Annotated in this window: 10 protein-coding genes; 5 read left to right on the forward strand and 5 right to left on the reverse strand. The window is 55.5% G+C overall.

Translation table 11 applies throughout. The features are described 5' to 3' along the window. Nucleotides 1–61: 61 nt before the first annotated feature. Nucleotides 62–904 carry a MurR/RpiR family transcriptional regulator gene (locus CHH75_RS12285; RefSeq protein WP_095398291.1) on the reverse strand — a complete coding sequence of 281 codons (843 nt, stop codon included), beginning with the start codon at nucleotides 902–904 and terminating at the stop codon, nucleotides 62–64. Nucleotides 905–1099: 195 nt separating this feature from the next. Here CHH75_RS12285 and CHH75_RS12290 point away from each other — a divergent pair, with 195 nt between their 5' ends. From CHH75_RS12290 to CHH75_RS12310, 5 genes are all read left to right on the forward strand, one after another. Beyond that, nucleotides 1100–1981, forward strand: coding sequence for a DUF8171 family membrane protein (locus tag CHH75_RS12290; protein ID WP_095264290.1), 882 nt, complete (start codon nucleotides 1100–1102; stop codon nucleotides 1979–1981). Next, a complete protein-coding gene (locus tag CHH75_RS12295) occupies nucleotides 1974–3932 on the forward strand; it encodes an ABC transporter ATP-binding protein (RefSeq protein WP_095398292.1) in 1959 nt (652 codons plus the stop codon). Before CHH75_RS12290 ends, CHH75_RS12295 begins: the two co-directional genes overlap by 8 nt. Beyond that, a complete protein-coding gene (locus CHH75_RS12300; protein WP_095398293.1) occupies nucleotides 3907–4725 on the forward strand; it encodes an energy-coupling factor transporter transmembrane component T family protein in 819 nt (272 codons plus the stop codon). Before CHH75_RS12295 ends, CHH75_RS12300 begins: the two co-directional genes overlap by 26 nt. Before the next feature lie 55 nt (nucleotides 4726–4780). Continuing rightward, a complete protein-coding gene (locus CHH75_RS12305) occupies nucleotides 4781–5569 on the forward strand; it encodes a PHP domain-containing protein (protein WP_095398294.1) in 789 nt (262 codons plus the stop codon). 340 nt (nucleotides 5570–5909) lie between these two features. Next, the gene (locus CHH75_RS12310; protein ID WP_095398295.1) at nucleotides 5910–7832 is read left to right on the forward strand and encodes a beta-N-acetylhexosaminidase; all 1923 of its coding nucleotides are present in this window, start codon (nucleotides 5910–5912) and stop codon (nucleotides 7830–7832) included. Nucleotides 7833–7953: 121 nt separating this feature from the next. Here the strand turns inward: CHH75_RS12310 and CHH75_RS12315 are convergent, their stop codons facing one another. From CHH75_RS12315 to CHH75_RS12330, 4 genes are all read right to left on the reverse strand, one after another. Then, nucleotides 7954–8934 carry a hypothetical protein gene (locus tag CHH75_RS12315; protein ID WP_095398296.1) on the reverse strand — a complete coding sequence of 327 codons (981 nt, stop codon included), beginning with the start codon at nucleotides 8932–8934 and terminating at the stop codon, nucleotides 7954–7956. Next, complete coding sequence (locus CHH75_RS12320; protein WP_095264284.1) at nucleotides 8931–9422, reverse strand: RNA polymerase sigma factor; 492 nt, start codon at nucleotides 9420–9422, stop codon at nucleotides 8931–8933. Before CHH75_RS12320 ends, CHH75_RS12315 begins: the two co-directional genes overlap by 4 nt. 139 nt (nucleotides 9423–9561) lie before the next feature. After that, nucleotides 9562–15879: a 5'-nucleotidase C-terminal domain-containing protein gene (locus tag CHH75_RS12325; protein ID WP_255223024.1), complete on the reverse strand. Its 6318-nt coding sequence runs from the start codon at nucleotides 15877–15879 to the stop codon at nucleotides 9562–9564. Nucleotides 15880–16152: 273 nt separating this feature from the next. After that, entirely contained in the window at nucleotides 16153–17106 is a 954-nt protein-coding gene (locus CHH75_RS12330; protein ID WP_095264282.1) for an ABC transporter permease, read from the reverse strand. Nucleotides 17107–17108 lie beyond the last annotated feature (2 nt).

Here is a 17108-nt window from a genome sequence, read left to right on the forward strand (position 1 = left end):
AATCACCACTATGTTTTAGATTTACTTCCTATTGTAACAAAACCTTCTAGGATGAAAAGGTCTATACCTTCCCCCGCGGAAGCTTATCCGCATACCGGGCCCGCAGCTCGCCCAAATAGTCGAGCTTGTTAAGCACCTCTTCGCGGCTCATCAATCCGATGCTGAGGATCAGCTGCTCCACCAGCAGCAGTGGGGTTACCATCGAATGAAATTCGCCCATATCACCCCGGCTGACGCAGAAGGACACCTCAGCCGAAGTACCGTACCGCAGATCTTCCCGGTCCGTAATCATCAACGCCGGGCAGCCGACTCGGCTGGCACAGTCCAGAATGACCTCCGTTTCAGGCAGCATACGGGTGAAGCTGAAGACCAGCACAGCATCCCTTTTCTCCAGATTGACCAGCGATTCGAGGAGCTCGTGGCCGCTGCCAGCCATCATCCGGACCGAGATGCCAAAGCGGGACAGCCGGTAAGCGATCAGATCGCCGAGCGATAGCGAAGGGCCTGGAGCATACACATACAGCCTTCTCGCGCCGGCGATGATACCTGCCGCCTGCTCCACTTCATCCGGCCGGGTCTTCTCCGCGGTCGTCTGCAGGTGCTCCATGACCTGCTCCAGCATGACAAGCGGCAGACTCGACGCATCCATGCGCGACATCGTATTCTCGAGCTTGAGTGCCGGCGTAATGTCCGAAGCGTTCCGGAGCTTTAACTTGAATGCTTTGGCATTGTCATAGCCAACGACTCGCCAGAACCGGGACACGGTAGCGATGCTCATCCCCAGCCGATCCGCAATTTCCTGCTCGGTCATAAACAGCATTTCTTCAGGGTAACGCTCTATAAAATCGGCGATTTTAAGCTGACTGGGGGACAGCGCGGATTTATCCGGAAACAGGTTGATCACAGCAATTGCACTCCTTTGGAATGTAGATTCTGGTTTGATAAGAGACAATGAGAAGGATACTTCATGTGTAAATTTTATTTCATTTATATCATAATGTAAAATTTATTACAGTACGTTGACATACTCCAGCGTCTGTTTTAATAAAGGGCCTCTATACTGAGAGCAAATTCCTATTCAAGGAGGCTGTTCTCTCAAATGGCTAATCAATCGAATCTGTACACCCTTACGTCCTCGCAGAAAATGATGATTTTTGTCCTGTCCATGTCCCTGTACGGCTTATCGAACATGTTCACCGAACTGATTCCTGCACTTCAACTGGGGCCTATTGAGCTGTCTGTTGAGTATTTCGCTTTTATTCCCCTGACCTTGTGCATGCTGTTCCACCCTGTCTACGCTGCGGTGGGCGCATCGGTCGGCGAAGTGATCTTCGGCGAGCTGATGCTCGGTCAATTCGGCGGACTGGGCGAGCTTGAAAAATTCCTTACCTTCTCCTTCGCCATGTATGTCGCCGGCCGCATGGTCAGAGACCCGCTTAACCGCAGACAAGTCGGCATCGCAGCGATGACCGGCGTGATCATTCACCAGCTGTGCAGTGCGCTCGTCGATATCGGCAAAGTGTGGATAGGCGTCGAGGAATTCGAAGCCGTGCCCGGCCTCGCTCCGAGTGTCGTCATTGTGGAGGGCGTAAGCTTCCTGAATGACGTGCTGTTCTCCGGCACACTGTTTGCCCTGCTGCCTACATTATATCTGGTTCCGAGACTCTATGGAAAAATTGAACCGCTGCTCGGGATCAAACCACGTGTAAAATCTACCAAATACGAGTCCGCAGGTGTGATCACACCGAAAGTTGTTATCACCGGGATCGTCCTGGCTGTCGTCGCCTTTGTTGCGGAGTCGCTGTCCGAGACCGACTGGAACTTCGGCGAATGGGATAGCGGATTCGAGGACCGCTTCGGGGTTGGCGCGATCTGGCTTAGCCTTGCCGCAGCGGCTGTTATTGCTGCCATTACCATCATCATCATGCGCGCCCGCGCCGAGAAACGCAGCCGCAACTCCGGAGATGCGCCGCATGCATAACACAGCTACGGAATCGGATCTGGCTGTTCGTTTAACAGATGTGACCTTTGTGTACCCCGGCTCGGAGGAGCCGGTGCTGAAGGGAGCATCCCTTGCGATTGAACGCGGGAGCTTCACTGCGATCATTGGCGGCAACGGCTGTGGCAAGTCCACCCTCTGCAAACTGTTTAACGGGTTAATCCCCCACTATTATGTCGGCGATTTCTCCGGGGAAGTAGAAATCTGCGGGCAGCCTGCAAACACCCAAAATGTAGCAGAGCTGTCCCGCATGGTCGGATACGTCTATCAGGACTTTGACAATCAGCTGGTGCGTCCGACGGTGCTGGATGAAGCCATGTTCGCCCCGCTCAATTACGGGCTGCCCGATTACCGCGTGATGGGCCTGCAGGCGCTTGAGATGTGCGGGCTGACTCACCTGCAGGATCGTTACATCTGGGAGCTGAGCGGCGGTCAGAAGCATCTGCTCGCCCTCGCCGGAGCGCTGTCCCTGTCGCCCGACATCCTTGTCGTGGATGAGCCGGTGTCCCAGCTGGACCCGCAGCATGCGCGCCAGGTGTACGAGGTGCTGCGGAGCCTGAACGAGCACTATGGCAAAACAGTTATCGTCATCGAGCATCATACCGAGTTCATTGCCGACTACTGCAAGGAAGTATGCTTGATGGAGAACGGGCAGGTGCTCTGGCAGCTGCCCGTTGCCGATGGGCTGAACCGCCTGGACGATCTCGCGCGGCTGTCCATCCAGCCGCCGGAAGTAACGCAGGCCGCTGTCCATCTCTCCTCGCTGCTGCGGAAGGAGAATGGAGCTGCTTCTCCCGACCAGCAGGATTGGCCGGAGGATGCGGACGGACGAGGCTTATCGAGTCCTCCGGAATCCGCCAAATGCATGCCTGGGCTTCATCCCGATAACGCCCCGCGCCTTGGCCAAGGTGAGGTCCGCTATCCCGTCACGACCGATGAAGCGGTCATTTACTTCAGCGGCATGCTGGGCGGGCGTGCCGATCTGCCGGGGGCTCATAACTCCTCCGAAGCAAGCGGGGGACATTCCCGCCCTGGCAGCAGATTGACTGAAAGCGGGCCGGAGGATGCCCAAGCCCGTCCTGTTGTTGAATTCAAGCAGGCCCGTCTAAGCTACCGGACGATTCGCCGGGCCGAGCGTGAAGTGCTGCGCGGAATCAATCTGAGCTTGTATGAAGGGGAGCGCATTGCGCTTGTCGGGAACAACGGTGCGGGGAAATCCTCCCTCTTGCGGCTTATTGCCGGGATTGCCAAGCCTTCGGCTGGCGCGGTAGAGGTCATGGGCGAAGATACGAAGCACCAGTCCATCGAGCAGCTGTCCTCTCATGTGTCGTATGTATTCCAGAACCCGGAGGATATGTTCATCGAGGACAATGTCTATAAAGAGGTGGCGCACTGCCTCAAGAGCAGAGCCTATCCCGATGCCGAGCAGCGGATCAGCCAGATGCTCGAAAGCTTCCGGCTGGAGTCCCTGAAAGACCGGGATGCGCGGCTTCTCAGCGGCGGGCAACAGCGCCGAGTCTCCCTTGCGATCGGTGCAGCGGTGCTGCCCCATCTCATTTTGCTGGACGAACCGACAGCCAATCTCGATTTGGCGACCCGTGAAGAATTGCTCGGCACTCTGCAGGATCTGGAAGGATTCGTGCGGACGGTCGTCATCGCCACCCATGATATGCAGCTCGTCCAGCAGTGGGCCACTCGGGTCATCGTGCTCACCGACGGTACAGTTGCCGGAGACGGCTCCGCCGCCGACATTTTTGCCGATCATCATCTGATCAGCCGCGCCGGACTGGCACCCACTCAGATCATGGACACAGCCGCCCGGCTGGATCTTCGTCTGACGGGCAGCACGCCTGCCGAGTTCGCACAGCTCGTCCATGCCATATTGACTGGAAAGGAGGTGCCGCATCATGCAGCTTGTCCGCAGCTGGCTTAACAAAATCACGATCGAACGGATTCAGCTGGAGCTGATGAATACCGCCTATGGCAGCGGGCACGCGTCCCTGTCCCGGCTTGATCCTCGCTGTCTGTTGATATGGTATCTGTTCTTTGCGATTGTGCCGTGGTTCATTTCGGATCTGACCGTTCTGGCAGGCATGTTCCTGATGATGGTGGTCACCACCATTTTGTCGCGGGTTACCCCGTTTATTATCCTGGTCTTGTGCCTTGGGCTTATCGGGCAGGTCGGATGGCTGTTTATTCTGTCGCTCTTCTTCGGCGGAGATATCAGCTCTGCGCTGCCGCTGCTGAAGCTGACTTTAAAGCTGTCCGTTGTTTCCCTGGCAAGCATCACGGTCTTCTCTGGCATGGACCCTGAGAAGATAAGCGACGGTCTGCTCGCCCTAGGCATGCCCGCCGCCTTCTCATTCAGCCTGTCTTACGGTTATCGCATACTTCCGGTGCTGTTCGAGGAATTCCGGAATGTCCTGCTCTCCTACCGGCTCCGGGGCAAAGCACCGGAGGAACCCGGAGTCATGTATTGGAGAATGGCAGCGTATTATTTAAAACTGCTGGTGTTGTCCTTCTTCCCGCTTATGCTTGCAACTGCCAAGCGATCCCGAACGACAGTGGAGGCTTTGGAAACGAGAGGCTTCTCCTACGGCATGAAGAATCCGGCGGCCAAAAAACTGAAACTGGCCCATCTGAAAGTATCGACCCGCGATATTATGTTTCTGTCCGGATCGGCTGTCTATGTATCGTTATTATTCTGGATCAGCGGCAGACTGTAAACCGCAGGCGTCACCTGCTCCGGCAACCTATAGATGATGAAGGAGTGTTGAACCTATGAAAATTGACCTGCATACCCATGCCAAGTTGTCGAAGGCGTCTGACTTTTCACCGGAATATTATGAGGAGATGCTGCGTGAGGCCAAAGATAGCGGGCTGGATGCGCTGGCGCTGACCGAGCATTTTAATACCCGCAACTTCTACGAGGTGTATTCGGAGCTGGATCGCCTGTTTCCGTACCAAGGGGACTATTATGAGGCGTATGGGCTGAAGATTTTCCCCGGGATGGAGGTGGATATATTAGAGAACGGGCATATTCTGCTGATCGGCAGCAAGTGGTCCATTCTTGAGGTGCGCCGTAAGCTTGACGGGTATACCGATAAGGGCGCCTTTATCCCCTTTGATCAGCTGATGGATATCGCTGAAGCGTATCCTTTGCTCAAGATCGGTGCACATCCATTCCGTGATAGCACGCCGCTGCATCATCTCAGCCCACGTCAATTGGCACGGCTGGACGCCTTTGATCTCAATGCCAAAGATATGTACCAGTACGGCTGCGACAGCAATCAGGAACGGGTACAGCGCTTTGCTTCCGAGCTGGGCAAGCCGGTCACCGCTGGCAGCGATACGCATCAATGCCTGCAATTCGGCAGCATCTTCAACGAGCTGGATACCCCATGCGAATCGGCGGTTGAGCTTAAGGAGGCTATCCTGCAAGGGAAATACAAGCTTCATGTTTCGACTGATCTCGAAATCAAAGTAAAAGCCTCCGTCATGCTGAAAAAGCTGATGAAGCGAATGGTCCGGCTGGAGCAAGCACTTTCCACCGGCATGAGCTCCAGCTGACTTCCGTGCGCTGACAATTCACCCTTGTCTGCTGGAGCTTGCGTCAGCAAGGCGCCATCTGCCCGGCACTGGCCCCGATCCTCCACACGGACGGGGCCGGTGCTACGTCAAGGGGCAGCTGCATAGCTGCCTATTGACTTTCGTGTTATATCCCGCTGCGCTGTGACATATTTCCGCATACGTCCCCTCCTTTCGCACCGACACTATTTTTCGACAATACGCTCCCTTAATTATTCAAGTTAAAAGTGAAAAGTGAGGTTGCTTTCCCCATCGGATTGCAATAAGATTAAACATTATAATGATATAACGTTTTGATGATCGATAAAGGATGTGGATAGGAATGAAGCTGCGTTTCGAAGGGGATATACAGGAGCTGTTAGCAGGGATCCAGCAGCTGTTGCCTGAACTGGACGTACAATTCAGCGAGGACGGTATCCCGGTGCTTGTAGAAGGACCCCTGGATACCCAGGACGATGCACTCGAGGTCAGTTATGAGCGCGGACAAGGCATGATCAGGTTTAGCAAAAAACATCAGTTTTTCAGGGGGCTTGGGCTGCTGGTCCAGCATCTTCGTACCGGCGATGATTTCCGCGTCCTGGAGAAGCAGCAGTTCGATCAAATCGGTCCGATGTTCGATCTGTCCCGCAATGCGGTATTGACGGTGGACGGGTTCAAGGCCATTCTGAACAAACTCGCCCTGATGGGCATGAACACGGTCATGCTCTATATGGAGGACACGTATGAAATCGAAGGAGAACCGTACTTCGGTTATATGCGGGGCCGTTACACCGAGGAGGAGCTTAAAGAAATCGATGATTATGCCGACAGCTTCGGCATTGAAGCATTCCCGAGCATCCAGACGCTTGCTCATCTGGAGGAATTCCTGAAGTGGGAGCCTGTGAAGTCCTACCGCGATACCAAAGGGGCGCTGCTGGTTGGCAGCGAGCAGACAGACAAGCTGATCGAGAAAATGATCGAGTCGGCTACCGCACCGTTTCGCAGCCGCAAAATCCATATCGGCATGGACGAAGCCGAAGAGCTTGGGCGTGGAAAATACCTGGATCTGAACGGGTACCAGGACCGCTTTGACATTATGGTCTCGCATCTGGACAACGTGCTGGCGGCAGTGCGCGCCTGCGGGTTGAAACCGATGATGTGGAGCGACATGTTCCTGAAGCTTGCCTCCGGCAAAGGCGATGATTATTACGACAAAGAGACGACGATCCCGGAGGATATGGCTCGTCGAATCCCGAAGGATGTCGACATGGTGTATTGGGATTACACCCATACCGAGCCTGAGGACTATACGAAGGTCATCGACAATCATCGCCCGCTGGGCTGCAACCTCGTGTTCGCGGGCGCCGTATGGATATTTAATACGTTCGGCGTGAACTACGGTCTATCCTTGAACGCCTCGGATGTGGCCCTCCAAGTGTGCAAGCAGGAAGGCATTCGTGAAGTATACGCCACCATGTGGGGAGACGACGGCAACGAGGGCAACCCGTTTGCAGCCCTCCTCGGTCTCCAGCTGTACGCAGAGCATGCCTACACAGAGGGGACGCCGAGTCAGGCGCAGCTTGCGCAGCGGGTGAAGCTGTGCACTGGCGTGGAGATGGAAGCTTTCCTGCTGCTCAAGGATCTGGACGAGATTCCGGGGCAAGAGCCGAACAACGCCAAGCAGAGCAATCCGTCCAAGTTCTTGCTGTACCAGGATGTGCTTCTCGGTCTGTTCGACAAGCAGATCGAGGGGCTAGCGCTAAACGACCACTACGCCAAGCTGGAGCTGGCTATTCAGAACAAGCGAGACAAGAATGCGGCACTGGATTATCTGTTCGAAATGCCGGAGAAGCTGAGCGCTGTGCTGAAGCGCAAAAGCGAAATCGGCATCCGGCTGAAGCAGGCTTATGACACGCAAGACCATGCCACTCTTCGGCATATCGCCGAAGTGGAGCTGCCCGCCATTGCCGCGGCCGTCACGGAGCTTCGCCTCGCCCACCGGACACAGTGGCTTCGCATGTTCAAGCCGTTCGGTTGGGAAGTGATCGATATTCGCTATGGCGGCGTGCTGACCCGGCTCGATACGGCCGCAATGCGCATCCTCGATTACGCCGAAGGACGTATTCCTCGCATCGAGGAGCTGGAGCAGGAGCGGCTCGTCTACAGCACCACCAATCGTTGGAACCATAAAGGTGTCGGCTGGTGCAGCCATTATTACCGGATGGCATCGCCAAACGTGTTTTATCATGTGCTAAATCCTTTTTAAGCTTCATCATTCTAACAGAGTCAGCTTCTGTTAGTGTTCATGCCTTGAGGCCTAGGCCTATTCTCCATGCAGAGTAGCCCAACCTGAACTTGTCAGGTTGGGCTACCTCTATATAAAGACACTATTCCATGCTGTCCCACAGCGCATTAAAGACGGCATCCTCCACCTGAAGGAAAACAGGGGTATGGCCGTATTTGGCATAGTTCCCGCTCCCCAGCTTGAACAAGCGCAGCTCTACCTCTGTCTCATCCTCCAGTTTCAAATACAGGAACTTCTGCTCGCTGCTCGCATACGGCTCCTCTCCCAGCGCCTCTTCCGCCACCGGACTGGCTGTATGCAGCGCGGTCACGAAAGACGAGAGGGCATCTGCCGCCTGAACCGCCTGCAGGCGATTCTCGCCCATGTTCCAGCTGTCAAAGCTCTGCCACTGTGCGGTCTGAATCCGATCCTTAACGTTCAGCTTCCCGATCAAGTCTTCCCCTGTTGCAATCGTAATGCCATTCAGGTGGTCGTAGAACTCGGCATAGACCTGACCGTCAATGACCTGGTATGACATAATACGGAAATCGGTATCGTAGCCTTTGACAGCGTAAATATCGGTCTCGCCAATCGTAGAAGCCAATTCGGTATAATCCGAAGCATCGCTCCACTCCGTAATGCCCGACTTGGATCTGCCGAGCTTATCTCCGAGCAGCTGCTCAGCTGCCTCCGGTGTAATGCGTGTACTCGACTGAGTGTAGATATTCCCTTGGTACACCACAAGCCCGATCATGTTCGCTTGAATCCCGCTGTCCCCAGGCAGCTCAACCTGCGGAATGGTTACCGGCTCCGTAGCCACCTCAGATGGATTAGCCGAACCGTGCTGCCCGGTCCCTTCGGGCTTAACGGCTGTAAGCGCCTGATCGTCTGCACCGCGCTCCCACGTGAACGTGACAACCGCACCGAGGCCCAATACCGCTGCCAGGCTGACCATCGCGACCGCCCTGCGGCTCCATCTTGTCGACTGCACTTTTCCTTTATTCATTCGTTCCATCATCCGTTTCTTCACTCCTTCATCCGGTTCTATATGATCCATCAATTTTTTGTACGCATTCCTGTTCATGCCTCATTCTCCCCTTCCAGTTCCATTCGCAGCAGCTCCCTGCCCCGCGCAAGCCGCATTTTGACCGCAGATTCGCCGATCTGCAATATATGGGCGATTTGCTTCACCGAATAACCTTCATAGTAATACAGGTGAATCACCGTCTTATATTTAAAAGGCAGACTCATCACCTCATCGATGAGCGCCCGGTCAGAAGGCTCCGCAAAATACGCCTGCACATCATCCAGCCTCGTCACCCGCTTTCGCCACAGGCTGCCGCGCATATTTTTGCATTGATTCGTAAGGACGCGGATCAGCCACGCCTTCTGATGCTCGCTGTCATTGAAATGCGGCGCTTTGTCTATCAGCTTGAAGAAGGTTTCCTGGAGGGCTTCCTCCACATCCTGCTTATTCCCAAGATGAATCATCGCGATTTTGAAAAGCATGCTTCCATACAATTCGTAAATCTCGCCAATATCTCCGCCCGGCCGGAGCGAATCGCTTTGCATCGTGTTGTGCCTCCTTTTACCTATAACACAATGCTGGACGTGTATTGGTCACATTTGGTTGCTATTTTTTTCATTAGATAAAAAAAACAGCCCCGGCCCGAGATCATCTCAGGCCAAGACTGCTGCTTCGATCCAAACCCTATTTCGAATACGTCAGCTTCCCGATCATGCGATTCAGCACAGCCGCGCTCTCCGCACGGGTACTGCTGGACTTAGGCATCAATCGATTCCGCTCGTCTCCGTTCATAATCCCCATGCTGCCTAAATGCTGTACTGCTTCTGCTGCCCAGGCACCGATCCGTTCCTGATCCGCAAAGCGCAGGGAGGAACCTCCGCTTGCCTCATATCCGGTCGCCTCCAATGCCTTGAACACCATGAGCGCCATCTCTTCCCGCGTAATCGTCTGATTCGGCCGGAAAGTGCCGTCAGCATATCCACTGACAATGCCCGCTCTGACCGCCGCTTTGATATACCCGGCATGCCAGTCGGATGCAGCGACATCCTTGAAGACAGCTCCCTGTCCTGGCACCTGTCCCTGATCTGCGCCCTGACCGCTCGGATGGCCAGCCAGCCCCAATGCCCGTGTCAGCAGTGCTGCGAATTCGGCACGGGTGACCTCATCGTCAGGAGCATATCGAGTTGCCGTACGCCCGGTTACAATGCGTTTGGCTGCAAGCGACTCGACGTCCCCTCTGGACCAATGCGTCGCGATATCTTCAAAGGTTACCGGATTGTGAAGCGCCAGATAGGTGCTATTGGTCTTGCTGTAGATTACAATGGCATCTCCTTCAGTCATAAATGGAACGGGGGTATAAGCAGCGCTCGTCCCCTCATCACCATCGATCCGCACGACAGCAAGGCTTGAGGTCGAGTGAGGCCGCCCTGCCTTCATCGTCCGCTTCACATAGGAATCGAACGATTCCAGCATGACGCTCTCGTCCGCGGTCCGGACTGCTACGGTATAATCCACCGCCTGAAGCCCACTGTAGCCCCTCGCTGCAGCTGACTCTAGCGCATCTTGGTTCAGCGCAAGGGTGAACACAAGCGCAAGACCGCCCCCCTCTGAGCCCAGCTTCTGTGCTAACGACGGGAGATGAATCTCCTTCTTCGGAAGCTCATAGCTGGCATATGGCGTCACAATCGCCAGTACACCGGCCCCAGCCTGGGCAAGCCATGCTTGCAAGGCCCCGCTGCTGATCGTAACCGCTGCAGAAGTGAGCGGCTGGCTACCTGGGCTTGTCACCTCAATCCTCACGGTTCCGTTATGCGGCTCTTTCAACGCTTGCTGCATCGCAGCTTCGGTAACGGTGGCTGCTGCCTCGCCATTTACTGCTTGCACTTCAAGCCGGACCGTGCCCGGAGCGGCAGGTGTACCCGTGCCCGGCGTACCCGGTGCAGGTCCAGGCACTGGCGGCGTCCCTGGCCCAGGAGCTCCAGGGGTACCAGGGGAGCCCGGTGTGCCTGGTGTGCCCGGTGAACCAGGGGTTCCGGGTGCTCCCGGCTCTCCAGGCGTTCCAGGCCCCGGAACCTCTGGCAGCGGCGCTCCCTTCAGATCGGTGATCCGCCCCTCAACCGCAGCGGTGTCGGCTGTGATCGTGCCTACTTTTTCAATATAATTGGAGAAAACCTCATAGTCCGGCAAATACAACAGATTCACACGGCCTTCGAGATAAGCCTGCTTCAACGACTCATAGAAGTCTCCGCCCTGGGCAGTAAAGACGTTGGTCGCCATCACATACGACTGACTCAGATCGATCGGCTCATAGCCGTCCGCTCCCCTTACCTCCATCCGCAGCACGCGCTCGCCTGCCGGCTTCGTGGAATCATAGATGAATCTCATGCCCGAGACATGCGGGAAGCGCCCATCAGCACTCGGTATGCGGGAGACGCCGTTCTCCAGCGCCTCCTTGATCTCCTGACCGGTCAGCGTCATCGTCACGAGATCGTTATTAAACGGCAGCACCGTCAGCACGTCCCCCATCGTGATCGGCCCGGCTTCAATCGACGCCCGGATGCCCCCGCTGTTCTGCAAGGCCATTACAGCACCCGTACCAGCCGCCCTCGCCGCATCCAGCATTCCGTCGGCAATCAAGTTGCCAAGGTTCGTCTCCTTGGTGCGCACATCGGCACGCTCGCCGTTCAGCAGCACCTGCGTCCGTCCGACCTGTGTTCCTTTCAGCTCCTCAACGCCCGGTTTGTATTTGGTATTAAGTAGGTGAAGCGCCTCCGGGTCAGGGGCAATGACATACTGGTCATGGCCGTCCTTCTCATCGACCGAGATGAGGCGTCCGTCCCACTCCTTAAGCACACCCTCCTCATCAAATACCACTTCAAGCCGGCCGAGGTACTGCCCCTTCTCCCCGGCCTGCACAATCAGCTTCGGCTCGCTGTCCGAGCGATCCACAACAGGCTCATCCAGCTTCGTATGGCTGTGACCGCCTACGATAATGTCGATGCCCTCAACCTCTCGCGCCAGATTGGCGTCAGCGTCATAGCCGAGATGGGAAAGCACGATGATTTTGTTAATCCCTTCGCGTTGCAGCATTGCAACCGTATCTCGCGTTTTCGCTACCGCATCCTCAAACGTGACAAGGCCCGGAGAGGAGATGCTCGCTGTATCCTCTGTCGTCAGTCCAATCAGGCCCACCTGCTCCCCGTCCATATCCATGATGATCGCCGGATATACAGAACCCGCCTGAGCATCGCGCGTCACCTCATCCTTGAATTTGGAGCTGAGCACCGGATCGGCCGAGAAGTCCACGTTCGAAGAGACAAAAGGAAACTGTGCCTGCTCGATATAATCACGCAATACCTCGGATCCTTTATCAAACTCGTGGTTGCCGAAGGTCATCGCGTCGTAACCTACAAGATTCATGAACTCCAGATCAGCCAATCCCGAATATTTATTAAAATAGAGCGTACCCGAGAACACATCCCCGGCGTCCACAAGCAGCGGGTTCACCGAAGCTGCCCGCGCTTCCTTGATCGCGGTCACCCGGCGCGCGATGTTGTCCGGCGAGCTTGTGGTATCCAGATTCGCATGCGTATCATTGGTATGCAGAATCGTCAGCGGGAAGCCGCCCTCGGCGCTTCCTCCAAGATCAATCGCGGCAACGACCGGATCATGGTCTGACACGCGGCCTCGGGAAGGCGGAAAGTCCGCATTCAGATGGACGACATCGATTTGGGCGGTGCGCGTTAAATTTTTGCTGACCAGAATATGATCGAGCACCTGCGAATTGCCGTCATAGGTATACGTATATTGCTCTCCGAGCGGCAGCTTCTCAATCAGATTGTCCAGCTCGCTGCCTTTGAGGATCGCTGCGGTTTCCGTGAATTGGAAATCATTCAAATCGCCTAGCACAACCACGTTGGCCTCCGGATTGCCCGACACAACCTCCTTCACAAATCCGTTCACAACCGCCGCGATTTGATGACGCTGCAATTCACTTGACAGCGCAGGCGGCTGGGCAGCCCCGAAAGGCCCCTGATCCCCCGACTTGGAGTTGAAGTGATTGACAATCACAATCACCTTCTCGCCCCGGAATTCGAACTGGGCCGCCAGCGGCTTGCGGGAGGATGCAAACGCCGGGTTCAGCGGATCGATCCTGCCCGGATTGTAGGTAAGCTGATCCACGGACGCATCATACTGCGTCGCTTCGGTGGACGAGCCCTTGCGCTGATGCACGCTATCCGCCAGCTTCACCCGCTCCGGATTATAGAGGAACCCTACCCGGATATTCGCTCCCGGCGCGCCGCCGTCGCTGTTGTTCACCGGCTCGACATCGGTATAGCTGTATACGGGTCCCCCGGCTGCTTGAATGGCATCGACGAGAACCTGATAGCTGCGATCTGCAGCGGTCGTGCCGTCATTGCGCTCGCCGTTATTGTCCTGCACTTCGACCAGGCCAATAATATCCGGGGATTTCAGATGGTCTGCAATCGATTCGGCCAGCTTGTTGATCTTGGCAGCACCGACACCCGGATAGAAATTCTCAATATTGTACGTCGCCACCGTCAACTGATCCTCGCCGGCCCGGATCGTGGATACTTCCTGCTCGAACGGGCTGCTGATCAGGCTCGGCAAACCGTCCTTGGGCGGAATCACCTTGAAGTTGCCGCTGTTGTATCCGATGACACCGATCACATCCTCGGTGAACACGTCCCCTGTACCGACTTCCTCGCCCGGATTCCCGTACGCAATCAACAGGCGCTGCGGGTTGAGATTGCCTTGTTCCTTCAGCACAAGCCCGCCTGGCGGCGTCAGTACATCCTCCACATCGTTCTCCACGCGAACCGGAATGTTATACGTTCCGGCGCTGGTCCAGTACGGACTAATAATTGTCGGCTGCGGCAGTCGAACCCGCATGCCCTCCAGCGACTCATAGAAGTCGATCGCGTCTTCCTCCGGATCGAATTCAGCGAAGCTATCATTATCAATGATTGCTGCCTGGAGCGGCAGCCCTTCCTTGCCCAGCGTAACCGGCTCCGGCAGCGCGTCAGCCGGCCCCAGACGCTCGTAGCGTTGAAGCTCGATCTGCGTGGTGGTCAGATTGCTGGCACTGCCCTCGTTATATTCCGAGACTCTGCCCGTCACGGACACGGTCTCGCCGATATCCGGCAACGTGGCATTCGGAGCGTAGACGAATATGGCATCCGATGTTCTCGGATTGTCATCCGGCTCAGGGTCCTGAATATAGAAACCTTTATCATTGCCGTTAGAAAACGTATATCCGTACTGAGTTACGACTCCCTCAATATCTTGAACCGTCTGTCCGTTGTATGGTGAAACGTGCGTCTCACCCTGGATATCTCCGATCCGCGGCTGCAGGGCGGCCCGGTAGTCAAACGCAAATACCCGGCTCTGCTCCCCACCCGCAACCACAATCGCTTTGATCGTGATATCCCGGTCAATCGGGATCGGGGTGCTGTACAACGCACTGGATACCGTAGGTTCCGTGCCGTCCGTCGTGTAATAGATGCTGCCCCCTTCGGCAGGCGTCGTCAAGGTCACCTTTCCTCCCGGCACGATCGGCCCCGGGCCTGGGCTGGCGATGACGGACAGCCGCTCCTCCACCAGGGAAGCCTCATTCAGCGGAATCAGCTCATAGATATCTCTGTACTGCTTGACTACGCCGGTAACGCGGCTGAACACTTTGCCGACTTCAAGCTTTGGCAGGCTTGAGTAAATGATAAATTCATGGCCATCCTGAACCGCCGTATACTCGCCCGGCCGATTCTGGGCCGTAATAGCCACATCCTCCATATAGACAAGCCTTGCTTCGTATGCCTCCCCTTGATCCGGTGCCAGATCAGCTCCGCTGATGCGGATCGGCTGCGGCACACCCGCATTCCTCTCCGTCACCTCATAAGGCAGCAGCGGATGCGGCTTCAGCTCCTGAAGGTTGTTGTAGATATCCATGACACCGGCCGCACTGACCCTATCGCCCACGCTCGCATCCAGCGGATAGTCATAAAGCACGATGCCGGCCGTATCATCCTGAATGTAAATCTCTCTGCCCTCAATATGCGTAATAATTCCTTCAGTCCATGCATGCTCCGATCGTTCCTTTGTGCGAGCTTCGGCTACCGGAACCGGAGACAAAATATCATACACAAACGAAACGGTCGGTCCGTTATCAAGGCCTTCCATGGCAGCATAGGCTTCGATACGAATCGGCTCCTGCAGTTCAATCGGCCCATCGATCAGACGAAACCCTGAACCGTTGTTCGTGCCCGAAGCGTACACATCCGCATAGACAGAAGCCCCGACGACAGGCGGCGCCAGCGTAATGGCCGTTCCGGCCGGCCAAGCATTCGGCTCCGGCGCGGCCGTTACTTCCCCAAGCTGACTCCCCGGTTGCTCCGGAGCGCCTGTGAAGGCCGTATTGCGCGGATCCGGCGCTGTGACGGTGAAATCATTCGCATTGTTATCCGTATCCAGCCCCCGATTGCCTGCCGGACCTCCAGGCAGCTCCTTGCGGATGGCTGCGGTTGCATTTGACAGCGAACGCGTCGGCTGACCCTCGGCTGCCGATGCCGTACTGCCATACCCTACAAAATCAACGACCGCCCCAGTGGCATCCACCAAATCGACCTTGCCATTCGTCCCGCTCAGATCGATGTTTCCGGTCAGATCAGCTGCCGGTAAAGCATTCCCGTTCCCTGATTGTCCCCCTCTCTGCTGAATTAAATAATACTGGTGAGGTCCGAGTCTCCCGCTCAGCTCCGTCACGTTGTTGAACGTGCCCGTTGCACTGGCATAGCGCACCTTCCAGCCTGCAAGGTCAACATAGGAGTTCGTAGGATTATAGAGCTCGATAAAATCATGCGTATACACTGCGCCACTGTTGCCACCCCCGCCATAGACCTGGCTGATCACAACCTGGTCATTGCTCGGAGAAGCCTCCGCAAGCCGGACAAAGCCGGAAGGAAGAATCATCGTGACAACCAACATGATGGCAAGAAACACACTTCCTAGCTGTTTGCACCTATGCAACCCCGACAACATCTTAACTTTCACTCTCCTTTTCTATTAAATTCTGCACTCATTAACTATATATACCAGAATTGTTTTGAGAGAGCTAATCCAAAGGGGGTTTTATGTAAAAAAACCTCTGAGCAGATCAGAGCCCGATCTTACGGGACTGACCACTCAGAGGCTGTCATGTGAAGGAGAGCGCGATCTCTATCTCAGATCAGCACATCCCTATCTATCATGCTATGAATCTTATCGTTTGCCGGAATCAAACGGCTCCCCAACCGCTCTTGGTGCATGCGAAGACTTCGAGAATATAACAAGCGCGATCAAGGTCACGACATAAGGGAAAATCTTCAGCAGCACCGGCGGAATGACCGCAAGCGACGGAATGACCTGCGATACGTTGGCAATCGTGCTTGCAAAGCCGAAGAAGAAGGTTGCTGCCAGAATTCCGAGCGGCTTCCACTGGCCAAAGATCAAGGAAGCCAGCGCCAGGAAGCCAAGACCGGCTACATTGCCGTTGAACTCACCGGAATAGGTGAGCAGAATTGCCGCTCCGCCAAGACCCGAGAACGCACCGGAAATGAGGACGCCCACATAACGGACTCTTCTCACCCGGATGCCCGCGGCCTCCGCCGCATGCGGATGCTCACCGCAGGAGCGCAGGCGCAGCCCGAATGGCGTCTTATAGAGCATAAACGTGCTGATCAAGAGCAGCGCAATAATAAACAAGGTCGTCGGATACATTCGGGTAAAGAACAGATCCCCGATGACCGGGATCTTTGACAATACCGGAAAATCAAATGACTTGAACCCGCTGGTCACCCGGATATTTCCGCTGCCCGTAATGTTGCGGGCGAGGAAGATCGTTAGTGCGCCAGCGATCATATTAATTGCCGTACCGCTTATAATCTGGTTGGCATTCAGGTTAATGCTTGCAAAAGCATGCAGCAGGGAGAACAAGGCGCTCGCTGCTGCCGCGGCCAGAAGACCGACCCACAGCACCCACCAGGATCCCAAATATTGCTCCTGAAGCTTGGATACTACAAAAGCTCCGATAAAGGAACCGACAATCATCAGCCCGTCCAGACCGATGTTCACAACCCCGCTTCGCTCACTGAACAGCGCGCCCAAGGCGGTAATCAAAAGCGGAATCGTGAAAACGATGGCATACGGGAATATCTGTTCAATCGTTGTCCACATGT

It is taken from the genome of Paenibacillus sp. 7541, assembly GCF_002276395.1.
Lineage (GTDB): Bacteria > Bacillota > Bacilli > Paenibacillales > Paenibacillaceae > Paenibacillus_AQ > Paenibacillus_AQ campinasensis.